Origin of the sequence: Serratia quinivorans (assembly GCF_052113645.1) — a bacterium.
Taxonomy (GTDB): Bacteria; Pseudomonadota; Gammaproteobacteria; order Enterobacterales; family Enterobacteriaceae; genus Serratia; species Serratia quinivorans_B.
Genome location: NZ_JBIEIU010000008.1, coordinates 259,411 through 284,636, shown reverse-complemented (window position 1 = coordinate 284,636; position 25,226 = coordinate 259,411). Strand labels below are relative to the sequence as shown.

The 25,226-nt window shown below is 54.6% G+C and carries 25 protein-coding genes and 1 tRNA gene; 10 read left to right on the top strand and 16 right to left on the bottom strand.

Annotated features, from left to right (window positions below; genetic code table 11):
* Positions 1 to 2 precede the first annotated feature (2 nt).
* Positions 3 to 76 (bottom strand) — tRNA-Val (locus ACGS9J_RS16715).
* Between the two features lie 189 nt (positions 77 to 265).
* Entirely contained in the window at positions 266 to 1,642 is a 1,377-nt protein-coding gene (locus ACGS9J_RS16710; protein ID WP_442231979.1) for an MATE family efflux transporter, read from the bottom strand.
* A 242-nt stretch (positions 1,643 to 1,884) separates the two neighbouring features.
* Here ACGS9J_RS16710 and ACGS9J_RS16705 point away from each other — a divergent pair, with 242 nt between their 5' ends.
* Positions 1,885 to 2,535, top strand: a complete 651-nt coding sequence (locus tag ACGS9J_RS16705; RefSeq protein WP_442231978.1) for a riboflavin synthase subunit alpha — start codon at positions 1,885 to 1,887, stop codon at positions 2,533 to 2,535.
* A 29-nt stretch (positions 2,536 to 2,564) separates the two neighbouring features.
* Positions 2,565 to 2,861, top strand: coding sequence for an I78 family peptidase inhibitor (locus ACGS9J_RS16700; protein ID WP_442231977.1), 297 nt, complete (start codon positions 2,565 to 2,567; stop codon positions 2,859 to 2,861).
* 148 nt (positions 2,862 to 3,009) lie between these two features.
* Here ACGS9J_RS16700 and cfa read toward each other — a convergent pair whose 3' ends face one another.
* Positions 3,010 to 4,161, bottom strand: a complete 1,152-nt coding sequence (cfa, locus tag ACGS9J_RS16695) for a cyclopropane fatty acyl phospholipid synthase (protein WP_442231976.1) — start codon at positions 4,159 to 4,161, stop codon at positions 3,010 to 3,012.
* Positions 4,162 to 4,502: 341 nt separating this feature from the next.
* On the bottom strand, positions 4,503 to 5,711 hold the full coding sequence (gene punC, locus ACGS9J_RS16690; RefSeq protein ID WP_442231975.1) for a purine nucleoside transporter PunC: 1,209 nt from the start codon (positions 5,709 to 5,711) through the stop codon (positions 4,503 to 4,505).
* A 123-nt stretch (positions 5,712 to 5,834) separates the two neighbouring features.
* Between punC and punR the strand changes: the two genes are divergently transcribed.
* Complete coding sequence (punR, locus tag ACGS9J_RS16685; RefSeq protein ID WP_442231974.1) at positions 5,835 to 6,743, top strand: DNA-binding transcriptional activator PunR; 909 nt, start codon at positions 5,835 to 5,837, stop codon at positions 6,741 to 6,743.
* Between the two features lie 34 nt (positions 6,744 to 6,777).
* On the opposite strand, the gene purR is transcribed toward punR, so the two are convergent.
* The gene (gene purR, locus ACGS9J_RS16680; RefSeq protein WP_020826669.1) at positions 6,778 to 7,803 is read right to left on the bottom strand and encodes an HTH-type transcriptional repressor PurR; all 1,026 of its coding nucleotides are present in this window, start codon (positions 7,801 to 7,803) and stop codon (positions 6,778 to 6,780) included.
* A 324-nt stretch (positions 7,804 to 8,127) separates the two neighbouring features.
* Here purR and cydH point away from each other — a divergent pair, with 324 nt between their 5' ends.
* Positions 8,128 to 8,217 carry a cytochrome bd-I oxidase subunit CydH gene (cydH, locus tag ACGS9J_RS16675; protein WP_095097282.1) on the top strand — a complete coding sequence of 30 codons (90 nt, stop codon included), beginning with the start codon at positions 8,128 to 8,130 and terminating at the stop codon, positions 8,215 to 8,217.
* A 54-nt stretch (positions 8,218 to 8,271) separates the two neighbouring features.
* Here the strand turns inward: cydH and sodB are convergent, their stop codons facing one another.
* Together sodB and ACGS9J_RS16665 are read right to left on the bottom strand one after the other, a co-directional pair.
* Complete coding sequence (gene sodB, locus ACGS9J_RS16670; protein ID WP_442231973.1) at positions 8,272 to 8,850, bottom strand: superoxide dismutase [Fe]; 579 nt, start codon at positions 8,848 to 8,850, stop codon at positions 8,272 to 8,274.
* 195 nt (positions 8,851 to 9,045) lie between these two features.
* Positions 9,046 to 9,864 (bottom strand): C40 family peptidase, encoded by an 819-nt coding sequence (locus ACGS9J_RS16665; protein ID WP_442231972.1) that lies wholly within the window; start codon positions 9,862 to 9,864, stop codon positions 9,046 to 9,048.
* Positions 9,865 to 10,279: 415 nt separating this feature from the next.
* Here ACGS9J_RS16665 and ACGS9J_RS16660 point away from each other — a divergent pair, with 415 nt between their 5' ends.
* A complete protein-coding gene (locus ACGS9J_RS16660) occupies positions 10,280 to 10,627 on the top strand; it encodes a Grx4 family monothiol glutaredoxin (protein WP_153860640.1) in 348 nt (115 codons plus the stop codon).
* 68 nt (positions 10,628 to 10,695) lie between these two features.
* Here ACGS9J_RS16660 and rnt read toward each other — a convergent pair whose 3' ends face one another.
* Positions 10,696 to 11,376 carry a ribonuclease T gene (gene rnt, locus ACGS9J_RS16655; RefSeq protein WP_442231971.1) on the bottom strand — a complete coding sequence of 227 codons (681 nt, stop codon included), beginning with the start codon at positions 11,374 to 11,376 and terminating at the stop codon, positions 10,696 to 10,698.
* 79 nt (positions 11,377 to 11,455) lie between these two features.
* Positions 11,456 to 11,863, bottom strand: coding sequence for a lactoylglutathione lyase (gene gloA, locus ACGS9J_RS16650; protein WP_442231970.1), 408 nt, complete (start codon positions 11,861 to 11,863; stop codon positions 11,456 to 11,458).
* 324 nt (positions 11,864 to 12,187) lie between these two features.
* On the opposite strand from gloA, the gene idi reads away from it, so the two are divergent.
* Positions 12,188 to 12,727: an isopentenyl-diphosphate Delta-isomerase gene (gene idi, locus ACGS9J_RS16645; protein ID WP_442231969.1), complete on the top strand. Its 540-nt coding sequence runs from the start codon at positions 12,188 to 12,190 to the stop codon at positions 12,725 to 12,727.
* An 87-nt stretch (positions 12,728 to 12,814) separates the two neighbouring features.
* On the opposite strand, the gene ACGS9J_RS16640 is transcribed toward idi, so the two are convergent.
* The 4 genes from ACGS9J_RS16640 to ACGS9J_RS16625 form a co-directional block, all read right to left on the bottom strand.
* Positions 12,815 to 13,912, bottom strand: coding sequence for an alkene reductase (locus ACGS9J_RS16640; RefSeq protein WP_442231968.1), 1,098 nt, complete (start codon positions 13,910 to 13,912; stop codon positions 12,815 to 12,817).
* Positions 13,913 to 14,000: 88 nt separating this feature from the next.
* A complete protein-coding gene (locus ACGS9J_RS16635) occupies positions 14,001 to 14,621 on the bottom strand; it encodes a TetR/AcrR family transcriptional regulator (protein ID WP_442231967.1) in 621 nt (206 codons plus the stop codon).
* Between the two features lie 263 nt (positions 14,622 to 14,884).
* A complete protein-coding gene (gene eptA / locus ACGS9J_RS16630; RefSeq protein ID WP_442231966.1) occupies positions 14,885 to 16,522 on the bottom strand; it encodes a phosphoethanolamine transferase EptA in 1,638 nt (545 codons plus the stop codon).
* 149 nt (positions 16,523 to 16,671) lie between these two features.
* Entirely contained in the window at positions 16,672 to 17,313 is a 642-nt protein-coding gene (locus ACGS9J_RS16625) for an NAD(P)-dependent oxidoreductase (protein WP_442231965.1), read from the bottom strand.
* Between the two features lie 141 nt (positions 17,314 to 17,454).
* On the opposite strand from ACGS9J_RS16625, the gene ACGS9J_RS16620 reads away from it, so the two are divergent.
* The 3 genes from ACGS9J_RS16620 to ACGS9J_RS16610 all read left to right on the top strand — a co-directional run bounded on the left by ACGS9J_RS16620 (position 17,455) and on the right by ACGS9J_RS16610 (position 19,641).
* On the top strand, positions 17,455 to 18,384 hold the full coding sequence (locus ACGS9J_RS16620; protein WP_442231964.1) for a LysR substrate-binding domain-containing protein: 930 nt from the start codon (positions 17,455 to 17,457) through the stop codon (positions 18,382 to 18,384).
* A gap of 21 nt (positions 18,385 to 18,405) precedes the next feature.
* Positions 18,406 to 18,645, top strand: coding sequence for a DUF1289 domain-containing protein (locus ACGS9J_RS16615; protein ID WP_442231963.1), 240 nt, complete (start codon positions 18,406 to 18,408; stop codon positions 18,643 to 18,645).
* A 99-nt stretch (positions 18,646 to 18,744) separates the two neighbouring features.
* On the top strand, positions 18,745 to 19,641 hold the full coding sequence (locus ACGS9J_RS16610) for an aldo/keto reductase (protein ID WP_442231962.1): 897 nt from the start codon (positions 18,745 to 18,747) through the stop codon (positions 19,639 to 19,641).
* 63 nt (positions 19,642 to 19,704) lie between these two features.
* On the opposite strand, the gene ACGS9J_RS16605 is transcribed toward ACGS9J_RS16610, so the two are convergent.
* Entirely contained in the window at positions 19,705 to 21,552 is a 1,848-nt protein-coding gene (locus tag ACGS9J_RS16605) for a polyurethane esterase (protein ID WP_442231961.1), read from the bottom strand.
* A 240-nt stretch (positions 21,553 to 21,792) separates the two neighbouring features.
* Here ACGS9J_RS16605 and sodC point away from each other — a divergent pair, with 240 nt between their 5' ends.
* On the top strand, positions 21,793 to 22,314 hold the full coding sequence (sodC, locus tag ACGS9J_RS16600; RefSeq protein ID WP_442231960.1) for a superoxide dismutase [Cu-Zn] SodC: 522 nt from the start codon (positions 21,793 to 21,795) through the stop codon (positions 22,312 to 22,314).
* 8 nt (positions 22,315 to 22,322) lie between these two features.
* On the opposite strand, the gene ACGS9J_RS16595 is transcribed toward sodC, so the two are convergent.
* Both ACGS9J_RS16595 and ACGS9J_RS16590 read right to left on the bottom strand, forming a co-directional pair.
* A complete protein-coding gene (locus ACGS9J_RS16595; protein WP_442231959.1) occupies positions 22,323 to 24,356 on the bottom strand; it encodes an FUSC family protein in 2,034 nt (677 codons plus the stop codon).
* Positions 24,357 to 24,365: 9 nt separating this feature from the next.
* Positions 24,366 to 25,223, bottom strand: a complete 858-nt coding sequence (locus tag ACGS9J_RS16590; RefSeq protein ID WP_442231958.1) for an efflux RND transporter periplasmic adaptor subunit — start codon at positions 25,221 to 25,223, stop codon at positions 24,366 to 24,368.
* Positions 25,224 to 25,226: the final 3 nt, after the last annotated feature.

Below are 25,226 nucleotides of genomic sequence, written 5' to 3'. Positions count from 1 at the left end.
GGTGCGTCCGAGTGGACTCGAACCACCGACCCCCACCATGTCAAGGTGGTGCTCTAACCAACTGAGCTACGGACGCATCTTTTCCTGTCTGTCATGGCTGACAGCGGGGACGAATATTAACGAGCTACCCGCGTGCTGGCAAGGAGAAAAACGTAATTTTATCCGGTATTTCACGCGATTGCTGCGCTTGTGTGCAGTGCGGCGGTTTTTTCCGCAATCCATGCCGATGAAGCCACCGGTCGGCGTAACCCGCCGGTGGCCAGACTTAGCGGGTAGAGCGCTGCATGATCAGCGCGGCGGGCTGTTTTTGCAGCCAGCGCATGCGCAGGGCCATCATGATGGCGGCGAAGGTCAGGCCGATGATAAACCCAATCCAGAAGCCGCTTGGCCCCATGGCCGGTACGATGATGTCGGTCAGCGCCAACAGATAACCGCTCGGCAACCCCAGCACCCAATAGGCGATAAAGGTGATGAAGAAAATCGACCGGGTGTCTTTATAGCCGCGAAGCACACCACTGCCGATCACCTGAATAGAGTCGGAGATCTGGTAGATTGCCGCCAACAGCATCAGTTGCGACGCCATGGCCACCACCGCCGGACTGTCGTTGTACAGCAGGGCAATTTGTTCGCGGAAGGTGGCGGTAAACAGCGCGGTGCAACAAGCCATCAGAATACCGACGCCGATGGCCGCGTAGGCGGCAATCCGCGCACCTTCGACCGAGCCTTCGCCCAACCGATAGCCAACGCGAATCGTCGCGCTGACGCCCAGCGACAGAGGCAATACGAACATCAGCGCGCTGAAGTTCAGTGCAATCTGGTGCCCGGCCACGGAAACGATGCCCAAGGGCGACACCAGCAGGGCGACGACGGCGAACAGCGTGACTTCAAAAAACAGCGCCAATGCGACCGGCAGACCGATACCGAACAGGCGTCTTATGGCCGGCCAGTCAGGTCGTACGCTGCTGCCTTCGTGCGGCAAAATATCGCGTTGTGAAGGTGCACGTTTTACATACCAACGCATCGCCAGGAACATAAACCAGTAGACGCTGCCGGTCGCCACGCCGCAACCGACGCCGCCCAGTTCCGGCATGCCGAACTTGCCGTAGATAAAGATATAGTTAATCGGGATATTCACCAGCAGACCGAGGAAACCAATCACCATGCCCGGTTTGGTTTTCGACAACCCTTCACACTGGCCGCGCAGCACCTGGAAGAACAGATAGCCCGGTGCGCCCCACATGATGGCATGCAGATAGCCCACGGCTTTGTCCGCCAATTGCGGGTCGATACTGTGCATCATGTCGATGACGAACTTGCTGTTATACAGCACGATAATCACCAGCAGTGAGACCGCTGCCGCCAGCCAAAAGCCCTGACGCACCTGATGAGCGATGCGATCGCGTCGGCCCGCGCCGTTAAGCTGCGCGATCACCGGGGTCAGCGCCAACAGCAGACCGTGGCCGAACAGGATGGCCGGCAGCCAAATAGAGGTACCGACAGCGACTGCCGCCATATCAGTGGCGCTGTACGCGCCGGCCATAATGGTATCAACCACGCCCATGGCGGTTTGTGATATTTGCGCGATGATTACCGGAATTGCGAGGGCCAATAAACTACGCGCTTCAATGAAATACTTCTGCACGCATACACCTTTTCTATTATTTATGATGAAGGGGAGGGTCGTCGCGAAAGGACAACAATTAAAAATAGCGGAATTTTCTCAAAAAGATTGTACCCGCTCGGTGGGGTTAAGCAAATGCTGTGATGAAATAGTTATTAAATGCGCAGGTACAGATTTTTTGTCGCCCCGGGTTTGGTTTTCCTCGCCAACTGGGGCAAACTGCCTCCAGGCGTTTTAAACATATTCAGCAAGAAGAGGCTCACATGTTCACCGGTATCGTACAAGGCACCGCGCCGCTGGTCGCCATTGATGAAAAATCCAACTTCCGCACGCACGTCATAGAAATGCCCACCGAGCTGTTGCCAGGGCTGGAGCTTGGCGCGTCTGTGGCGCATAACGGCTGTTGCCTGACCGTCACGGCGGTCGAGGGTAACCGCGTCAGCTTTGATCTGATCAAAGAAACGCTGCGCCTGACCAACCTTGGTGAACTGGCTTTGGGCGATGTGGTTAACATCGAAAGGGCGGCCAGGTTTAATGATGAAATTGGCGGTCATCTGATGTCCGGCCATATTATCTGCACGGCGGAGGTTGCCAAGATTTATACCTCCGAGAATAATCGTCAGGTGTGGTTGCGTATGCCGGATGCGGAACTGATGAAATACGTTCTGCACAAAGGTTTTATCGGTATTGACGGAATTAGCCTGACCATCGGTGAAGTGGTGAATAACCGTTTTTGCGTGCATTTGATCCCGGAAACGCTGGAACGCACCACGCTGGGCAAAAAACGCCTGGGCGACAAGGTGAATATTGAGATCGATCCGCAAACGCAGGCGGTGGTAGATACCGTTGAGCGGGTGTTGGCAAGCCGCGAAGCGGCAATAGCGGCGGCGAGCGCGCCGGCGCAGAAGATCTGACGAACGACAAACCAAAGAGGAGCAATCGCGTGAAGTTTTATGGGAAAACGTTGATGTTAACGGCGCTGCTGGCGCTGAGTGCTTGTAGCAGTTCGCCTGAGCAAGGCGCGGCCAACCCGGCAGTCGATGCAGATAATGATACCTGCGGCGCGGCGCAATACCAGAACTACGTCGGCAAACCGATGTCGTCACTGGATGGCGTACAGATTGAATCGCAGGTGCGCGCTATTCCTTATAACTCGGCGGTCACGATGGACTTCAACCTGCGTCGCCTGAATTTCCTGGGCGACAGCGAGGATAAAATCATCCGCGTGTATTGCGGCTAATATACCCGTCGTCTTTCGAGTCGCAGCGTTGTTACCTGCACTCGCTCACCCCAGTTACTTACTCAAGTAAGCGCCTGGGGATGAGCGAGCTGGGCGCCTAGCTGCAACTCGAAATCCATAGGGTATAGTCGTTTACGTTGCAGGATAATTAACGCGTCACGCGGATGCCGCCTTCAACGCCTTTCGGGCTGAATACCACCTGCCACAGTTGAATATCGCGGGCACGAAACGCCCCGGCGCAGGCGTTCAGATAATAACTGAACATACGCTCGAAACGATCCGAATAACGCTGGGACAGCTGCGGCCATGCCTCTTTGAATCGTTCGTACCACACCATCAGCGTGCGATCGTAATCAGCGCCAATGTTATGCCAATCTTCCATCACGAAATGTCCTTCGCTGGCCTGGGCAATATGGGCAACCGACGGCAGGCAGCCATTCGGGAAGATATATTTGTTGATCCACGGGTCAACATTCATATCTGTCCGATTCGAGCCAATGGTGTGCAGCAGGAATAGGCCATCCGGTTTTAAATTACGTTCCACCACGTTGAAGTAGGTGCGGTAATTTTTCGGGCCGACGTGCTCAAACATGCCGACAGACACAATGCGGTCAAATTGCAGATGCAAATCGCGGTAGTCCTGCAGCAGAATATCGACGTCCAGCCCGGCACAGCGCTCCTGCGCCAGCTTTTGCTGCTCGGCGGAAATGGTCACACCCACCACCGAAACGCCGTAGTTTTTCGCGGCGTAAGCAGAAAGCCCGCCCCAACCACAGCCAATATCCAGCAAGTTCATGCCCGGCTGCAGCTGCAGTTTTTCGCAAATCATCCGCAGCTTGGCTTCCTGCGCTTCTTCCAGCGTGGTCGCTTCGTTCCAATAGGCACAGGAATATTGCATATAAGGATCGAGCATCAGGGTAAAAAGATCGTTTCCCAGATCGTAATGTTCCTTGCCGACTATCCAGGCGCGTTTCTTCGATTGCAGATTGGTTAATCGCGCGGCGGCAATACGCAGGGTATCTTTGAGATGGCGGGGCAGTTTCTTTTCCAGCCCGGCGCGCACCACGTGATGAAAGAATATATCCAGCCGATCACATTCCCACCAGCCGTCCATATAGCTTTCGCCCAGGCCGAGAGAACCTTCTTGCAGCACGCGTTTAAAAAAATCGGGGTTTTTAACCTGAATATCGAAAGGGCGCGAGCCGTTTATTTCAATACCGGCCATGCTGAGCATTTCATGAGCGATACGGTACCATTGGTTGTCCTGGATGCTCACATCTTCTATACACGATGAACTCATAGCTTCTCCATCACCTTCTTCTGACTTATGACCCGTCAAAAAATAGCTTAGACAAATTCTGCGGGTGCATACGTTTACCTACGGTAAAAAGTCCCGTGGCGTCTGATATCCGACTATGAACAGAGGAAAATTTTAAGAAGGTTCCAGCGTAAGAGACGCGGGAAAGACAATCCTTAAAAAAAGTGTGACGCCATACGCGTACACAACAGCAATGTGTAATAAAGGAATTATAAAAGTGTTATTTTAAAAGGTCGTTTTGAGTATAGGCTTGCCGAGGCGCTTACTCAACAGTAAATCGCACTCGGCAAAAATATTCTTTAAGTAACTATTAATCCTGGTAATTATGACGCAGGGTTAGCATGTTCCTGTCGTGCCACCTGTGGGTCATCGATCACTTTTCTCCGCTGCAAAATATAGCCCAACGCGGCCAATACCACCGTTGAAACCATCACCGTCACCGTTGCCAACAGCGGTTGGGCAATGAATGCTGAAACCAGCATACTGGCGACGAAACACAGACCCAGTTGCAGCGTGTTTTGCAAGGCGGCGGCTTTGCCGGTGCCTTCCGGGAACGGGGTCAACGCATTCGCTACAACGATAGGGTAAATGGCTCCGTTAACCAGCGCCATCACACAGAACGGGATCAGCAGCGTAGTGAGTGTCGGTTCGGTCATGGTGGCGACCAGGTATAACGCCACCATACTGATGCCATAAACTACCAGCAGCCACGGCAACAAGGTGTTGCCATTCATGCGGTTTAACGCGGTACGGCAGCCATAACCCCCTAATAAGAAAGCCAGTGTCTGTGGCACATAGCTCAGCCCGATGTCATTCGGGCTATAACCCATATCGCCCAGAATAAACGGCGAACCGGTCAGCCAGGCGAAGAAGCCGGCAGAACAGGCGGCAAAGATCATGACGTTGCCGCTGAAGATGCGTGATTTCAGCAACTGCAGGAAGCTGAGGCTGCTTTTCTGATTGGCGGACGCTGTCGGTTTGGCGCTTTCTTTCAGCAGCAACGTTGGCAGCAACAAAATGACGGTGATGCCCAGCAGCACGGCAAAAATGGCGCGCCAGCCCATATGGTTCAGCAACCAGGCCCCGACCAACGGCGCCAACGCCGGCGAAAGTGCGACCAGCGGCATAATGGTGGCGAACACACGGTTGGCCTTGCCTTCACGGTAGCGGTCAATTACCAACGCCTGCCAGGTCACGGCGGCGGAACACACCCCAATCGCCTGGATAAAGCGCAGCGACCACAGTTGCACGGCATTCTGCACCCACAGCATGCCAAGGCAGCCGAGGGCAAACAGCGCCAGGCCAATCAGCAGGACAGGTTTACGGCCGAGGTGGTCGGAAAGCGGGCCCCAAAGCAGCTGAGCAAAGGCAAAGCCGGCCAGGAAAATACTCAGGCTGGCGCTGATCGCCCCGGCGGAAATCTGCAGATCTTGCTGCATCATGCCGAAGGCGGGCAGGTACATGTCGGTGGCCAGATAACCCAGCATGCTCAGGCCGGCAAGATAGAACATAAAACCAAAGGAATTTCGCATGGTATTTCTCGTTAATATTTTATTGTCGCAGGTTTTTAGCGCCGGCAAGTGTATCCGGCTGGATCTCTGCTTGTGAAACGGTAATATTTGCGAGGTGCTGTTAAAAAAATTGAAGGCAAAGCCATGTGGTCTGAATATTCTCTTGATGTAGTGGATGCGGTGGCCCGTACCGGCAGCTTCAGCGCAGCGGCGCAGGAACTGCACCGGGTCCCGTCGGCGATAAGCTATACGGTACGACAATTGGAACAATGGCTGGCGGTGCCGCTGTTTGAACGACGTCATCGCGACGTGGAACTGACCCCGGCCGGGGTACTGTTTATTCAGGATGCGCGCACTGTCATCAAAAAAATGCTCGACACCCGCCGACAGTGCCAACAGGTAGCCAACGGCTGGCGCGGTCAGTTGAAAATTGCGGTGGATATCATCGTTAAGCCCCAGCGCAGCCGCCAGCTGGTGTTGGATTTTTACCGTCATTTCCCCGACGTCGAATTGTTGGTTCAGCCGGAAGTGTTTAACGGCGTGTGGGATGCACTGGTGGATGGCCGCGCCGATATGGCGATTGGCGCGACACGGGCGGTGCCGGTCGGTGGCGGCTTTGCCTTTCGCGATATGGGGGATATGCGCTGGTTATGCGTGGCCAGTCCGCAACATCCGCTGGCAGCCCTGGAGGGGTTGCTAGACGATGACCAACTTCGGCCTTTTCCGTCGCTGTGCCTGGAGGATACCTCGCGCAATCTGCCTAAACGGGTGACCTGGACGCTGGACAACCAACGACGACTGGTGGTGCCTGACTGGGCCTCGGCGGTGGACTGCCTGTGTGCCGGGCTGTGCGTTGGCATGATGCCGGCACATCGGGTGTTACCGTTGGTGCAGCGTGGGGAGCTGGTGGCGTTACAGCTGCAACGGCCGTTTCCCGCCAGCCCTTGTTGTCTGACCTGGCAGCAAAATACCCCTTCACCGGCGATGGCCTGGCTGCTGGACTATCTGGGGGACAGTGAAACCTTGAATCAGGAGTGGTTGAGCGAGGAGTGACGCCGGAAACTGCGAAGGTTTCCGGCGTGGGTGATTAGCGACGATAATCGATGAACGGACCGTCAGCGACCGAACGGCGCTCAACCAGCTTGGGATGGACTTCAATCACCTGCGACTCTTCGCGCTTGCTGATGATGCGATCCAGCAGCATAGTGAATGCCATCTCACCCAAACGCTCTTTGGGTTGATGGATGGTGGTCAGCGCCGGGGTGAAGTAGCGGGCATTTCGTACGTTATCGTAGCCAATGACCGAAATGTCCTGCGGAACGCGCAGACCAAGCTCATCGGCGGCGCAGATTGCCCCCATCGCCATGATATCGCCACCGCAGAACACGGCGGTCGGGCGTTGCTTCTGTGACAAGATCTGGTGCATGGCCTTGTAACCGGATTCCGGCTCAAAGTCGCCCTGAACAATCCACTCTTCGCGCACGTCGATATTGGCTTCTTCCATGGCCTTTAAAAAGCCCTGGTGGCGACCGCCGCCGGTATTGCGTGCCAGTTGGCCTGGAATGGCACCGATATCGCGATGGCCGCGTTCGATCAGATAACGTCCGGCCAGATAGCCGCCTTCGAAGGCGTTATCAATAATGGTGTCGGTGAAGTCACCGCGTGCGGCGCCCCAATCCATCACCACCATCGGGATGTTGCGATAGTCTTCCAGCATGCCGAGCAGTTGGTCCGGGTATTCCGAACACATGACCAGCAGGCCATCGACGCGCTTTTGCGCCAGCATCGCCAGATAGGCGCGCTGCTTGTCGAGATTGTTATGCGAGTTGCACAGGATCAGCGTATAGCCTTTGCTGTAGCAGCTGTTTTCAACCGCTTCGATCACTTCGGCAAAATAGGGCGCTTCGCTCGAGGTGGCCAGCAGGCCAATCGATTTGGTGTGATTGACCTTCAGGCTGCGCGCCACGGCGCTGGGTGAATAGTGCAGCTCTTTGATCGCGGCGCCTACGGCCGCTTTAGTTTCTTCGGCGACGAAACGAGTCTTATTGATGACGTGCGAAACGGTGGTGGTGGAAACGCCAGCGCGTTTGGCCACATCTTTAATCGTTGCCATGTAAAGAATGACTCCTGAACTCACATGTTGCAGCATGTAAGTGTGATGTTAATCGTTTGCCTGCGTAGATCCTTCTCCAAAGAAGCGAAAACTGAGTTTTTAGTGTGTTGAAGTCGTCAGCGCTTGGTCAGGAGGGGCATTTTTGCCGGTACACAGTTGTGAACTGCGAATTTTGTCCCATATTGAGCAAAAGTGGAAGAGGTAATCGGTATTATAAACCGGGAAATGATAACAAGATTTTATTGGCCAACTGTGTGAAAATGGTTTGACGCATTAATTGTGTGCCTTTTACCCTTGGGAAAACCAATCTGAAAAGGAGTTGTAATGGATACCGATCTGAAAATGTCACTGTTTACCACCCTGTGTGCTCTGGCCGTGATTATTGCTTTCAGCTTCACTGCCGCATTGAACTGATCCCTCTCGGTTAAAACAGGCGCAGCCCGCTGCGCCTGTCGTGTTTTCCCCGCGTTACGCCAGATTTTTCTCTACAAATGTCCAGTTAACCAGCGCCCAGAAATTTTCCAGGTAGGTTGGTCGCGCGTTGCGGTAATCAATGTAGTAAGCGTGTTCCCAAACGTCGACGGTCAGCAGCGGTTTGTCTTCACCGGTCAGCGGCGTGCCTGCGTTCGACGTGTTGACAATCGCCAGCGAGCCGTCAGGCTTTTTCACCAGCCAGGTCCAGCCGGCGCCGAAGTTTTTTACGGCTGCGTCGCCAAATTGTTCCCGGAAGACGGCAAAGGAACCAAAAGCCTGGTCAATCGCCGCCGCCAATTTGCCCTGAGGCTCCCCGCCGCCCTGAGGTGACAGGCAGTGCCAATAGAAGGTGTGGTTCCATACCTGAGCGGCATTATTGAAGATACCGTCGCTGGAGGCCTTGATGATCGCCTCAAGGGATGATCCTTCAAACTCGCTGCCTTTCAGCAAATTGTTCAGGTTGACCACGTAGGCGTTGTGATGCTTGCCGTAGTGGTATTCCAGGGTTTCTGCCGAAATGTGCGGTTCGAGGGCGTTTTTTTCATAAGGTAGTGCGGGCAGTTCAAACGACATTGCTTCCTCCTTGTACAGTATCAACTCGCCGCTAAAGCAACGGACTTTAAATTGACCTGTTTTTATTGTGGGTATTCAGCTTAGCAATTTTCGTGATGAAATACAGGGGGGACGGGCTAAAGGATTGGGTGCTTTAGGGACAGCCAGGCAAATCAGTCAGGGGAGAGCGGCTGGGCAAGCCAGCCGCCAAAGAAATTATCGAATGGTTTTCGGTGTTACTACACGGCGGGCGCCGATGTAATGGTTTTGCCAGTAGTCATTGTCGAGCTGGCTGATACGAATTTCTTCACCGGTACGCGGTGACTGAATAAATTTGCCGTTGCCCAGATAAACGCCTACATGGTCTGCCACGCCGCGGTTATTAATGCGGAAGAACACCAGGTCACCGCTTTCCAGTTCGCTTCTCTTGATCGGCGCAGCATCTCGCAGGTGATACATTTCGTTGGCGGTGCGCGGCATTTTGATTTTCACCACGTCTTTATAGGCGTAATAAATCAGGCCGCTGCAGTCGAAACCGGTTCTTGGCGAAGTGCCGCCCCAACGGTAAGGTTTGCCCATTTGGTTCATCAGCTTGGCCATCGCGGTTTGCTTGGCGTGCTGGTAACGTTTTTTATGCGCCGGGGTCAGTTTCAGCGGTTTATCGTCACGAACCAGTTTCGCGGTAGCCATACCGGTTTCGCGGTGGCGACCATAGCCTTTTTTGTAACCCTTTTTCGGTGGGGTGACTTTAATTTTGGCTATTTTCTGGGTTTTGCTTTTCGATTTGGCGCTAACGATCTTTTTAGCGGTTTTTTCCGTTTTGGCTTTGGAAACCTTAGCGGTTTTTTGCGGGGTGGTGGTTTTCGCTTTTTTGCTGGCTTTTACCGCTTTCTTTTTTTTGCGGTCATCTGGCCGAGCTTCGTTGACATGGCTTTTGCGTTGCTCGGCGGCAATACGCGCCTGTGGCGCAGCATGCGCCAGATTGAAGAATAGCTGTGTAAACAACAGCACAAAAAGCGTAAGAATTAAACGCATGTCGACGTTACCAACCTTGGCCCCGGAACAGATATCGAAAGAAGGACAGTATTCCCGAATTTCGCCATATAAAACAGCGAAGAACTCATAAATGATAATCCATATTGTGAGAAAACGTTAATAGCATTTTTTTTGCTGAAAAATCAAACCGCTGGTGTATAAAAAAACCACAGTCGCCCTCGACAGGATTATTAAAGGCTCTATTTTGATGGAAAAATATATTAGTGAAATGGCCAGATTAAAAATGTTATTCTGCGCATATGTTTTAACCGGAAAGGCGTTGCCGGTAAGACGCGACTGACTACGGGGAAATGCCCTTGCAAAAGATGGCGTTTTCTTGCGACTGTTCCAGCCGCTACAATGGCCGGTGTGATGCATGTTGTAGCCATGAGATTTGGCTTGAGGAAGCAATACAATGACGACGACGATTGAAAAAATTCAGCACCAGATCACTGAGAACCCTATTCTGCTGTACATGAAAGGTTCACCGAAATTGCCAAACTGCGGTTTCTCTGCGCAAGCCGTGCAGGCGCTGTCTGCCTGTGGCGAACGCTTTGCCTACGTTGATATTCTGCAGAACCCGGACATCCGTTCCGAGTTGCCGAAATATGCCAACTGGCCGACTTTCCCACAGCTGTGGGTAGACGGTGAGCTGGTCGGCGGCTGCGATATCATCATCGAAATGTATCAGCGCGGCGAACTGCAGCAGCTGATCAAAGAAACGGCAGAGAAGTACAAACAGCAGGAAGACCAGCAGCCATAACCGGCTCGGTTTTATTGTTGGAAGACATCGGGCGGCATCAGTGAAAACTGGGCCGCCCGATTTTTTTGTTAGTCGGTGTTTTCGACCGCCAGTGGCCAGCCGCCCAGACGTTTCCAGCGGTTTACCAGCTCGCAAAACAGCTGTGCGGTTTGCTCGGTGTCATACAGGGCGGAGTGCGCCTGGGAACTGTCAAACGGGATATTGGCGGCGATACAGGCTTTAGCCAGCACCGTTTGCCCCAGCACCAGCCCACTCAACGCCGCAGTATCAAAGGTGGCGAACGGGTGGAAAGGGTTGCGTTTCAGGCTGGCGCGTTCTGCGGCAGCCATCAGGAAGCTGTGATCGAAATTGGCATTGTGCGCCACAATGATTGCCCGGTTACAGCCACGATCCTTGATGCCTTTACGCACGGCTTTAAAAATAGCGTGCAACGCATCGTGCTCACTGACCGCACCGCGTAATGGGTTACTTGGGTCTATGCCGTTAAAGGCCAGCGCTTCCGGCTGTAGGTTGGCGCCTTCAAAAGGCTCCACGTGGAAGTGCAGGGTCTCATCCTGCTGCAACCAGCCATTTTCATCCATTTTTAACGTAACGGCGGCAATCTCCAGCAGCGCGTCGGTTTTGGCATTAAATCCGGCAGTTTCTATATCTATGACTACGGGGTAAAACCCACGAAAACGGCCACTCAGGGCGTTAAGATCACTTTTTTCGGCCATCAGTTTCTTATCTTCATCGAATGCAGCGCGCATTATGGCAAATTTTGCGCCCGGTTGCAGGCGGTTATCACGCGGATAAAAATAAGGGCGCAGAAAGCGCCCTTAATCACCCTCAGTGGCCGAGGCCATGACCGGCGTGTTTATTCTCGATCAGTTCGATCTTGTAACCGTCCGGATCTTCGACAAAGGCGATCACCGTGGTGCCGCCTTTTACCGGGCCGGCTTCGCGGGTGACGTTACCGCCGGCGTTACGGATGCTGTCACAGGTCGCGGCGACATCGTCGACACCCAGCGCCAGATGGCCGAACGCGCTGCCCATCTCGTAGCTGTCGGTGCCCCAGTTATAGGTCAGTTCAATCACCGCACCTTCACTTTCATCGGTATAGCCCACAAACGCCAACGAGTATTTGTATTCAGGGTTCTCGCTGGTGCGCAGCAAGCGCATGCCTAATACCTTGGTATAGAAGTCGATGGAGCGTTGCAGGTCACCGACGCGGATCATGGTATGGAGTAAGCGCATAATTCCTCTGATTGGATGTGCCGCTGCCAACGGCGGATGGATTGAAGCAAAATCCAGTATAGCGTTGCCACATAAAGGATTTCAATGTATGCCAGGGTGGGGTGGTCAATGTTTGTGTGACAACGTCACATTTTGGTCGCAATCGCACAGTATGTTGCCGCACGCTTGATGGAAATAGGTACTATAGCCACCGCAAGAAGCCGTGCCGACTGATAGCGATGTTGGGTCAGGTGGAGAGTTTCAGGTAATAAATACGAGTTTTGTTAATGGGCTATTTTGCTTTTACCCGTAGGGGATCATGGCTGCTGCCGAAGGAGATCATTAATGGATGAAATGCTGATTTTGGTGGATGCCGATGATAATTCCGTGGGCACGCAAACCAAAACCCTGGTCCATCAGCAGGGGTTGCTGCACCGGGCGTTTTCAATCTTTATCTTTGACAGTCAGGGCCGACTGCTGCTGCAACAGCGAGCTTTCGGTAAATACCATTCTGCAGGGTTATGGACCAACACCTGCTGTGGCCACCCACGCTGGGGAGAGCCGACGCGGGCTGCGGCACAGCGCCGATTGCAGGAAGAGATGGGTTTCTGCAGCGAGCTGCAGCTGGTGTCGAGTTTTACCTATCGTGCCGAGGTGCCCGGCGACTTGATTGAGCACGAATTCGATCATATTTACGTGGGCAGGTTTGACGGTGAACCTCAAGAGGATCCTGAAGAAGCCCACAGCTGGTTGTGGGTGGATATTCGGCAATTAACCCATGAGCTAAAAAATGCCCCTGAGAAATTTACCGTTTGGTTTCGGACGATCATGAATAATATCGATGCCGCAGAGATTGAGCGTTGGGGGACGTTGGTCGTCCGCTAAATTCCACGTGCCGCCGTTATCCGCCGGGCGCCGATAAAACGATAAAAGCCCGTCGGCAGTGGCATACCGACGGGCTTTTTAACTTACTTACAGCGTTGGGTAATCGGTATAGCCTTCAGCGCCACCGCCGTAGAAGGTTTCAGCCTGTGGTTCGTTAAGCGCTGCGTTCTGCTCGATACGTTCGACCAGATCCGGGTTGGCGATATAGCTGCGACCAAAGGCGACCGCGTCGATAAAGCCTTTATTGATCAGCTCTTCCGCTTTTTCGGCGGTGTAAGCACCGGCACCGACAATTACCCCTTTAAAGTGGGCGCGTACCGAATCGCGGAAAGCGTCGGAATAAGGCTTGCCGCCGGCCCAGTCGGGTTCGGAAATGTGCAGGAACGCGATGTTGCGCTTGTTCAGCTCTTCTACCAGATACAGCGCCGCGTCTTCCTGATCTTCACCGTTGTCCAGGCCGTTGAACGGACCCAGAGGTGAAATGCGGATACCAATGTGTTCTGAACCCCATTCGGCGATGGTCGCGTCAACCACTTCCAGCGTCAGACGGGTACGGTTTTCGATGCTGCCGCCGTATTGGTCGGTGCGCTGGTTAGAAGCCGGAGCCATAAACTGGTGCAGCAGATAACCGTGCGCCGCGTGCAGTTCGATAAAGTCGAAGCCGGCCTCACGGGCGTTGGCGGTTGCCTGACGGAAATCGTTAATGATGCCTGGGATCTCTTCGGTTTCCAGCGCACGTGGGGTAGAGGTTGGCACTCGTACCCAGGCGCCGGTTTCGTCGCGCACGGTGGTACGGGTGTCGGCATTGATCGCAGAAGGGGCGACCGGTGCCTGCTGGCCCGGTTGCAGGCTGTTGTGGGAAATACGCCCCACGTGCCACAGTTGAACGGCGATATGACCATTTTTATCATGCACCGCCTGGGTGATCTTTTTCCACGCGGCGATCTGCTCCGGAGTGTGCAGCCCCGGTGCGCCGGCATAGCCTTTCGCCTGGAAAGAAATCTGGGTGGCTTCAGTGACGATCAGACCGGCACTGGCGCGTTGAGCATAATATTCTCCCATCAACGGGGTAGGGATATCGCCCGGTTCAATGCTGCGCAGACGCGTCAGCGGGGCCATGAATACACGGTTTGGCAGGGTGACTGCGCCAACCTTCAGCGGGGTGAACAACTTTTCAATCTTCATAGTGCATCCTATATTAATAGACCGGTCGACTAGTAATGCGATAAAACTGCCCCTCAGGGCAAGTCACGATAAAGCCAGGGTGTTTCGTTTAGGGTTGCGGCGGACGCAACAGCAATTCAATACTTTCCAACGCGCTGGTCAGCGGGGCCAGCGAACGGCGAATTTTGGCGCGTAACGAAGCGCCAAGCCACAGCGAATACAGCGTTTCCGCGGTTGCTGCCGGGCTCATGGCTATCGACAGCGACCCTTCGCGGATCCCGCGCTCAATCGCATCTTGCAGATGAGTAATCACCCTTGCCGTCCCCGTTTCCAGGGCGTGGCGCATCGGTTCCGACAGATCACTCACCTCGGCGGACAGCTTCACCGCCAGACAGGCGTTGTGGCATTCGCTGCGGCAGTGGTAGCTGATCGCCTGGGCGTAATAACTCAGCAATTGGTGGCGCGCATCGCTTTTATCGTCGGTAAACAGCCGTTCCATTTCCGCATCGTAATGCTCGAAATAACGCTGCAGCATCGCTTCACCAAAGGCTACCTTCGAACGGAAGTAGTGGTAGAACGAGCCTTTTGGCACGCCTGCCGTGCTCAACAGTTCGCTCAGTCCCATGCCGGTAAAACCAAGACGCAGGCTGAGCGTCTCGCCGGTGGCGAGCAAATGTTCACGGGTGTCGGTCGGGCAATGCGCATGTTTAGTCATAATGGTTGTCAGCATAATAGACCGATTGGTCTAGGTCAATAGTAATAAAAAAAACGGCGTAAAAACGCCGGTGAGACTGCTGATAAACATATAATGTTTGGCGGCAGGCGCTAAAGGTTTTGAAATAAATCAGGAAAATCAATTTATTGATTTTCGGCTGATAACACAAAGGGGGAAAAACCACGCTTTTATCCCCCTTTGTCAATAATCTGACCGGCGTAAAAACGCCGGTTGCGATGGCAGGTATTTTGCCCGAGCGGGGCGAAGAAGTTAAGCCTTTATGCCCCGCTGCGGCAGCGCTGCAGAATATCCAACTGCGACTGATATTCGCGAGTTTGCACGTTCAACATGCCGAGCACCGTGTGGAACAGATTGTCTTGCGAAACCTCGTCCTTCTCCGCCATGTTGTTCAGGCACTGGCGATCAATCTTGAAGTTGCGCTGGTAGTCCGCCGACATCCACATCAGGAAGGGAACGTGGGTTTGCTGGCTTGGGGCGAAGACATAAGGGGTGCCGTGCAGATACATGCCGTTTTCGCCCAGCGACTCACCGTGGTCGGAAAGGTACACCAATGCCGTATTGAACTTGTCGCTGTACTGCTGCAGCAGCTTGATGGTGTCGTCCAGCATGGCATCGGTATACAGCAGCGAATTGTCATAGGTATTGACCAACTGCTCATGGGTGCAATCCTGGATCTGATTGCTGTCGCAGGTCGGCGAGAACTTCTGGAACTCTGGCGTGCTGCGGCGGAAATAGGCTGGCCCGTGGCTGCCCATTTGATGCAGCACGATCACGCCATCGTCTTTCAGGCTGTTAATGTAGTCGTTCAGCTTGTACAACAACACGTTATCCATGCACACATCGCCGTCGCAATCCTGCGGCAGTTTCAGTTTGGTCATATCGACGTGCGGCACGCGATCGCAGGCCCCCTTGCAACCACCGTCATTTTCACGCCACAGCACGTTGATACCGGCATGCGCCAGCACGTCGACCATGCCTTCCTGATGGGTTGCCAGGGTGGCATCGTAATCCTTGCGCGGCATGTTGGAGAACATGCAGGGGACCGAGATCGCGGTTTCGGTGCCGCAAGAACTGGCGTTTTTAAAGTAGGTCACGTTGTCTTGCTTCAGGCGCGGGTTAGTTTCGCGACCGTAACCGCCCAGTGAGAAGTTCTCGGCGCGTGCGGTTTCACCCACCACCAAAATCACCAGCGTTTTCTTTTGCTGTGCGGCGATCAGTGGCCCTTTACGTGCATCTTCACCGATTTTAACCAGTGGCAGATTGTGGGTGAAATAACGCTGCTGAGTAAATTTGATGGTGCCGGAAACAAAGTTCGAGGGCGTCAGCATTTTCACTACGCTTTTGTTATTGCGGATCAGCGAGGCGTAATCCTTATAAAACAGCGCGGCGATTATCAGGATCACCACCACAGAGAGCATCACGTTGGCGGCGCGCAGCCCGGCCATGTACCACCATGGGCGAGTTTTGCGGATATCGGTAAAGCAAACCAGTACCGCAGGCAGAATACCGAGCAGCATCAACCAAAGCCCCATACGTGGCGTCAGCAACGCAGTGGCCTCCTGTGGGTTGGTCTCGAAGGCGTTCTGCATCATGTTGCCGTCAATCACCACGCCGTAGCTGAACATGAAGTAGTTGGCGGCCGCGCTGCCGAGCAGGAAGAAAATCATCAGCGGTTTGCGCAGGAAAGGCACGGTCAGCACGCTGAAGATGATATTCAGCGCGCAGAAAATCACCACCGGCATGGTGGCGGCGAAAATAACGCTGTGGACGTTATCGAAGGTGATATACGACCAGGCTTTATGAAGGAATAACGCATTCTGGAACAGGGTGAAGAACAAGGCGCTGGCGAGGATAAAACCCAGGCTGTTGCACTGTAAGCGTTGACGTAACCACATTGCCAAATCTAAGTCCTGATAGTAAGTAATGCGTTGAAATTTACAGGATGAAACTTAAGAAAACCTTAGAGATTCAGAATGGTGGCGGGAGGAGGCAATTTTGGTTTAGGTGAAGGGTCGCCAGACCGGGGGGCGGTCTGGCGATGCGATCAGTAGGCGGCGGTAAATTGCGCTTTGATGAACTGGGGTTTTTCGATCTCGTCGATGATGGCGACGGACAGATCTTCGACGGAGATGCCGGCCGGCGCCTGTCCATTCATCAACAGTTTGGTGGTGCCGAGGCGGAATTGGCCAGTGCGTTTGCCGGGCTCCAGCAGGGCAGCAGGGGACAAATAGGTCCAGTCGAGTGCTGTTTCATTACGCAGTTTGTTGCGTAAATCACGCACCGCCTGCGCGCCCGGACGGATATTTTCCGGGAACTGCGGGGTATCCACCAGTTCAACGCCCGGTGCAACTTCCAGACTACCGGCACCGCCCACGACCAACAGACGTTTAACGCCGGCTTTTTTTACCGCGTCCAGGATCTGCTGTGCGCCCCGGTTGGTTTTTTCGTACAGATTGTCTTCCGCCCAGCCTGGGTTATAAGCGCTGATCACCGCGTCCTGTCCGGCCAGCTGTTTCGCCAGCCATTCGGTGTCGGCGACGTCGCCCAGAGCTACGGTCAGATTAGCGTTGTCCGGCAAGTCTTTTTGCTGACGGGCAATCGCCGTGACCTGCAATCCGCGAGTCAGTGCTTCATCCAGTACGCGACGGCCAACAAAACCTGTTGCTCCAATAATGGCTACTTTCATCGTTATGCTCCTGTCAGAAATGGGGTCAGTATTCTCAATCTGCTCAGAGTGTTCTGAGCGGGTAACTACACTGTAGTACTTAACAATGAAGTTGATTAGTGCCATATTCATGCTTTCTTGATTAAGTAAAACTTCATAATCATGGATAAATTAAATCGAATGGCGGTATTCGCCACCGTAGTGGCGGAAGGTTCGCTGGCCGGCGCCGCCCGGCGACTGGGGATGACGCCGTCGGCGGTCAGCCAGCATCTGCGTTCGCTGGAAAAAACGCTGGGCGTGCCGTTGTTGCACCGTTCCACGCGCCGTTTGGCGCTCACCGAGGCAGGGGCAGCTTTCTATCCCGGCTGTGAGGCCATGTTGTTTCAGGCGCAGCAGGCCGAACAGCGGCTTGCGGAGTTGCGTGATACTCTGGTGGGAGAGCTGCGCATCGCAACGACCATTGGCATCGGGGGACGTCCGCTGGCGGAGGCGATGGCGCCGCTGTTGCAGGCCCATCCCAAACTGACGCTGAAGGTGCTGGCTGACGACCGGATCGTCGATATGATTGATCAGCGCATCGACATTGCGCTGCGGGTCAACCGCCAACTGGCAGACGCCAATATGATCGCCCACCCGTTGGCCGAATGGCCGATGGTGCTGTGTGCGGCACCGCGCTATCTCAGCCAGCATGGGGTGCCGGAGACGCCGCAAGATTTGGTGCAACACCGGTGGATCACCGGAGCGTTCAGCGGTGCGCATCTGGATTTGCATCATCAGAACGGCCAGCAACTGAAATTGCGTCTGGCGGAAGGGCAGATCATCAGCGACAGCATGAACGTGATGCGCGCCTTCACCCGCAGCGCCCTGGGGATCTCGATTCAACCCTTATATGAAATTGAAGATGAACTGCAACGCGGTGAGTTGATTCAACTGATGCCCGAATGGCGACCGGCACCCTTGCGCCTGCATGCGATGACGCTTGAGCGGGCCATGCCAGAGAAAAATCGTCAGGCGCTGCGGTATTTACGCGACTATTTTCGTCGTCATGCCGAAAAGTCACTTGCCAGCGGCGCCGATGGCGTCTTCAATTAGCAAGAGACAGCAGGAGGACGTGTGGCGCAGCAGCTTGAGTTTTTTGACATCCCCAGCCCCTGTCGTGGCATCTGCCAGGCAGACGATCGAGGTTTTTGCCGTGGTTGCCTGCGCAGCCGCGAGGAGCGCTTTGGCTGGATGCAAATGAGCGATGCGCAAAAACGGGACGTGCTGCGTCTGTGCCACCAACGCTTCCTGCGCCTGCAGCGAGCCAATAAACCCCCTGAAGAGCCGCAGCCGGAACAACCGTCGCTATTTTGACCCATTCCTGATCCGCCGCACGTTCGCGTGGCTTTCCTCTTTCCACGTCGTGACCCGCTTGTGTATGCTGACACCAAACAATGTCATGAGGTTTCAATAATGGTAAACCGTATTCAACTCGCGCCGCAGGGGCCTGAATTTTCCCGCATGATTTGCGGATACTGGCGTTTGATGGAGTGGGGCATGTCGCCACAACAACTGCTGGCGTTCATTGAACAACATATCGAGCTGGGCGTGACCACGGCCGATCACGCCGACATTTACGGCGGCTATGCCTGCGAGCAGGCCTTTGGTGAAGCGATGCGTTTGAAGCCTTCGCTGCGCCAATCGATGGAGTTGGTGTCCAAATGCGGTATCGCCACCACCGCCAAACCGGGCAATGCCATCGGTCACTACATCACTGACCGCGAGCATATCGTTTACAGCGCGGAACGTTCGCTGGCGCATCTGCATACCGATTATCTTGATCTGCTGCTGATCCACCGGCCGGATCCGCTGATGGATGCCGACGAAGTCGCCGAGGCCTTCGTGGCCCTGCACCAAAGCGGCAAAGTGCGCCACTTCGGCGTGTCCAACTTTACGCCGGCGCAGTTTACGTTGCTGCAGTCGCGTCTGCCATTCTCGCTGGTGACCAATCAACTGGAGATTTCGCCGATTCACCAGCCGAGCATTCTGGACGGCTCGCTGGATCAGTGCCAGCAACTGCGCATCAAGCCGATGGCCTGGTCCTGTCTGGGTGGTGGCCGTCTCTTCAACGACGCCGAGTTCCAGCCGCTGCGTGATGAGCTGCAGGCTGTCGCACAGGAGATTGGCGCCGAGACTATCGATCAGGTGGTCTACGCCTGGGTAATGCGTCTGCCGTCGGCACCGTTGCCGATTATCGGTTCCGGCAAAATTGAGCGTGTGCGTTCGGCGCTGAAGGCGCAGCAATTGACGCTGGATCGTCAACAGTGGTTCCGTATTCGTAAAGCGGCGCTGGGCTACGACGTCCCTTAACCGTCGATAAAAAACGGGCAGCCTCGGCCGCCCGTTTTTGACTTTTATGTAAGCTCCCGCATTTCAGGCCAGCACCACCTGGCCGTCCGACAGGCTATCCAGCCCGATCCCGACCAGCGTGACCGTATTGCCACCAAAGTTAAACACCAGATTGTCGTTCACCTCGGCAACAAAATCGCGGTAGTTGCCACTCGCGCTGCTGCCTTCGGTGCCGATAAACACCAGCTTATCCTGCGCCTGATAGCCGTAAACCCGATCCTGCCCGAAGTCGCCACTGAACAGGAAAGTATTGCTGCTGCCCTGGCTGTGCAGCACATCGTTACCGGCACCGCCGACGAACACGTCATTGCCTTTGCCGCCGAACAACTGGTCGTTGCCTTCCAGACCGAACAGCCAGGAGCCGGCGGCCCTGGCCGTCAGGCTATCATCGCCTGCGGTGCCGTTTGCTGAGCCGGCGTAGGCGGTCAGTCCCTTGTCGGAAAGTAACCCGTTGTCGGTGACCTGATGGTCAACATCTTTGGTGAACACCAACAGCGCCGATTCTTTGCTTTTCAGCGTGTCAATCGAGGTTGCCAGAGTGATACCGCCGTCAGCGTCGCGCAAATAGAGCGTATTGCCGTCGTACGCGACTTCGGTATTTTTCAATGCATGCTGAAGATCCAGGGTGTTATTGCCTGCGCCAGCGGAAATCATATTAAAGCCGCCATCATCCCGAAAGGTGTCATTGCCGGCACGCCCCTCAAGATAATCATTACCGGCACCGCCCTTAATAAGATCATTGCCGTCGCTGCCAACAATAAAGGTCGGGCCGCTGTGGTGTTCAGCATTGCGGTTGATATCTTCCACCCAGGTCGTGCCGCGGGTGACATCTGAAAGGTTGGAGACGATCACCGTCGAATCTTTACTGGTCAGAGAATAGAACTCCGAATTCAATACCCGCATTAAGCCATCCTGATAAAAGAACGGCAGATGGGATAACCAGGTGGGAACATTGAGGATCGAGAAGGGCAGAATATTCCAGGCGGTGGAGGCATAGTGGTCGTTGAAATTAACGATGTTATTGGTGGCGGACTCTTGCGGCGCGTCATGCACGCCTAAGGTTGCCGACGTTCGCGTCGTGCCGTCCAGCGCGCGAAATACCGGATCGTTTTCGTAGCCAATATTAATTACCTTGCCGCCGGTTTCATATTGCGTTGGGGAAGCAAAGGCCACATAGCTGGATGGTGAATAGAAACCGCCCCAGTTGTCGTCGCTGAGCGCGGCCATGCTGTTCACCGCCAGCCCGCCCAGGCTGTGACCGCTGATGGTGATGTCATCCCCCGACAGCCCCTGCGACTGAGCGAATTTGGCTACATCCCCCAGCAGGTTGCCAAAGGCTTTCAGGCTGTAATTATCGGCATAACCCTTGGGGCCGAAACCGGCCAATAGGTCATTGACCAGATCGCCGAGGGTATCGGTAATTAAGGATTCGCGCGGGCCGCTGGTGCCGCGAAAAGCGATACCAATGCCGGTGAGGTTGCCCTCATTGTCATATTTTCCCAATACCTCGGCCTGTGCGGTGGTATAGCCCAGAGTTTCACCGTAATAGGTGCCGCGGGCATCCGTTTTGCCCTGGTAGCCTAATTGATCCGCGCTAATCAATGACCACCCTGAGTTATTGACTGCGGTCAGCGCTGCCTTTTCCGAATCGGGGTTCCAGGGAATGCCGGGCAATCCGCCCTGTGATTGGGTGCTGCCCAGCAACGCGGTGACCAACGTCAGGGGCAAGCCCAGACCAAAGCCGCTATTGTGATAGCCTTCGTCAAAACCATTATCGATATTGTGATAGGCATAAGTGGATATTGCCATGGCGTCGCTAAATAACGCTTTAGACTGGGTCTCGTCGAGGTCTTGATAATTAAAGATTCCCATATCAGTTCCTTATGAATTCGCTGCGTTGCCGGTTAATCTTTGAATAGCGGCTGCAGCAAGTATCGATGAAATGAGTATGCCGAACGCCATCTGGTCAGAGGACTGACATCGGTAAAATTATTATTAGTACTAATTATTGAGAATGCGAATTTGATCGCCAAAATTGTGCGTGTTTTGCGCGGTGACGCGACAGCTTCCCCTATACTTGAACACTCACAGCTCTTCCAAGGAGATTGATTGATGAAACATTATTGGTATGCGGCCTTCGGTCTGATGGCCTGCGGCGTCGCTCAGGCGGCAACGGTGGATGTTGACATGAATCTGGTGACCGGACAGGGAATAGGTCAGGAGATTGGCAAGGTGACGATCAGCGAAACGCCCTACGGTTTGCTGTTTACCCCGCAGCTCAAAGCGTTACCGGCCGGGGTGCACGGTTTTCACGTTCATGAGAACGGCAGCTGCGAGCCGGGCATGAAGGACGGCAAGGCGGTTGCGGCACTGGCGGCGGGTGGGCATTTGGATCCGCAAAAAACCGGTAAGCACCTTGGGCCGTATGCCGACGGACATTTGGGCGATCTGCCGGCGATTTACGTGACGGACGACGGCATGTCCAACAACCCGGTGCTGGCACCGCGGCTGAAAAAAATCAGCGAAATTACCGGCAAGGCCCTGATGGTGCACGCCGGTGGCGACAATAACTCCGATCATCCTAAACCTTTGGGGGGCGGAGGGGAGCGCTTCGCTTGCGGCGTGATTAAGTGATAAAACCGCTAGCGGGAGGCAGGCGCAGCCGTGGTGCTATCAACAGGGGTAATCGCCTGCTGTAACTGTTGCAGCGAGCAGTAAAGCCGCCAAATCAATCCGGCCAGATCGCGCGCTGCCTGTTCAGGGTGGTGCGCCAACGCGTTACTCATGCGTTGCAGTTCTTGCAAACTGGCGTCCAGCGAACGGTGCTGTACGCCTTTCTCCGTCATAATGCCCCGCAGGCAGTGAATGCAGACGTCCCGCACCGCCGAGAGGGGATCGGAGCGGGTCTGCCAGTCGCGCAATTGCCAGACGATATGGCTGCAGTTGAGCAGCACCACACCCCAGCGCAATAACCAACTGCGTGCTTCTTGATCCTGGCTTTGATTCAATTGGCTGATGCGGTGATAAATCAGCGATTCAAACTGGCTTTCGCTCTGCTGCGGTTTCTTGCTCAACTGATCGATAAAGTCGCGCCGCAGGGCGCGGATAATACGCCGACTTTTGCGTTTGTCCGAACTGGGCCGCAAAATCTGGAACGCCAGACCGGCCAGCAATACCCCGACAATCTTGCCGATGCTGTCATTGATAAACGACTGGTAATCGTAGCTCGGTGGGTTGGTGACGGAGAGAAAGGAGCCCATAAACACGATCAGTTGGCCCCACAGCGCGGCGTAGGAAGGATTCTGCAGCTTGAGCATCTGCATGGTCACCAGCACCGGGAACAGAAAGGCGCAGAACAGCCAAAAATCGTCAATCTGGATCATCAGACCAAACTTGACCACAAAACAGGCTATCGAAAGCAGCAGCACGGCCTTTAGCAAGGTGGTGATGCTGTTGATCGGCGACGGCGTGGAAGAATAGAGTACGCAACTGATGGCGATCAGCGTCAGGGCCGAGCTGCCGGCGTCCCACTGGGTGTTAATCCAGTAAGCGCAACCGATGATAATGCACAAAAAGGTGCGCAGACCGTTATACGCCGCTTCGTAACTGTCGGTATGACGGGTCAGAGAGGTGACACGCGGGGGCTGAATATTGCTGACCGGCGTCGCACTCTCCAGGCGCTTCAACCAGCGGCTAGCCCCCAGATACAGCCAGCAGAAGTGGCGCAGGCGCAGCCAGAAGGCGCGGTGGCGAAAATCGGCAGGATCCTGCGGCGCGATCTGTTGCAGAATGCGTGCCAAACGGTATTTGTCGGTATCGGGATTGCGCAGTTCGGTCAGCAGTTGCTCCAGGACGCTCGCCAGGTTCGCCGGACGATCCGGCCAGTTCAGCAACATGCGGCGGAGGCTGGAGATCACGCTGGTAATGCGCAGCTGCTGGTGCAGCATATAGTTGAGCAGGTTATTCTGCCGACGTAGCCGGTAGTGGCTCCAGAAGGCCTGAATACGCAGCAGGTTCATGGTCAGGATTTGGCCGATAACCCCTTCGTGCGAGGTACGCATCTGCACGGTGATTTCCGGTTGCCACAGCATTGCGGCGTGTTCCAATAGCCGCAGATGCATGCGGCGCAGCGAAGTCAGCAGGGCTTCGCCGTCGGAGGTGCTGGGCAGGATCATCATCATCAGGCCACCGCACAGAATACCGGTGATCACTTCGCAAACACGCGCCTGGGCGATATCGAAGATTTGTTGGGTATCCGTCACGTTGACGGTGCTAAAGGCGATGATGGCCGCGGTGTAGCCCGCCAGCGCAAAGGCGTAGGAAACGTTGTTCTGATAGTGATTGGAAATATAAGTGCACAGACCGATCCACGCGGCGATAAACAGCGTGAACAACCAGGGATCATTCAGACAATGACCTGCGATGGCCACCGATGCGGCCGCGCCGACCAGGCTACCGAAAACGCGCCCGATACTTTTGCTGATCACGCCGCCGACGGTGGGGAAACTGACCACCGCCGCCGAAGTCAACGCCCAGTAAGGTTCGTCGAGATTGAGCACGAACGCCACCCAGAGCGCCAGACACATCGCCAGCGAATTGCGCAGCGCATAGCGCCATTGGCCCCCGGTAGCTTTCCCCCATGGTGTGCGGCTCCATTCCAAAAAAGGCAGGTTCACCGGTTAGCCTTACTGATGAATCGAGATGGTGCAGGTGGTGCCGGCCACTAACGGCAAATCGGCAGGGACGTTCAGCAATTTGATCCTTACCGGCACGCGCTGCGCCAAGCGAACCCAAGGCACGTTGGGTTTAACGTCCATTAATAAATCGCCGCTGCTTTCGACGCTTTGATCGTAAATGGCCCGGCCGATACTCTCCACCTCGCCCTGGAGTGGAATGTTGCCATTATATAAAACGATATCGGCTTTATTGCCCTCTTTTATATGTTTTAACTTGGTTTCTTCAAAATAACCGAGCACATAAAACGAGTGCATGTCGACCAGTGCGACCAACGGCGTGCCGGCGCTGGCATAGTTTCCCACCCGGGTCTGTAAATTGGTGATATAGCCATCGGTAGGGGCATAAATTTTAGTTTTACTTAAATTCCATTTAGCCTGTTCCAGATTCGCCTGAGCGGCTTTATACGCGGCTTTCATTGCTTGAGCCGCTAAATTTGACTCATCCATATCTTCGGCAGAAATAACGTTTTTCGGCAAACCACGGCGGCGGGCGGCCTCATGGTCGGCCTTGGCCAGATCGGATTGAGCTTTTGCCAACGCGGCCTCAGCATTGTCGAGCGCAATTTGGTAAGGCACAGGATCGAGGGTAAAAATCAGACTTCCCGCAGGTATGAACTGATTGTCATGAACGGTTATTTTCTCTAATCTGCCAGAAACTTCTGGTGTGATATTGACGAGTTCGGCGCGCACCTTTCCATCACGGGTCCACGGGGATTGCATATAATAATTCCATAACCACCAACCGGCACAGATGGCAATGGCGCAGACGATCACCGTAGAAAAATATTTTAATGTTTTATACGTCATGAG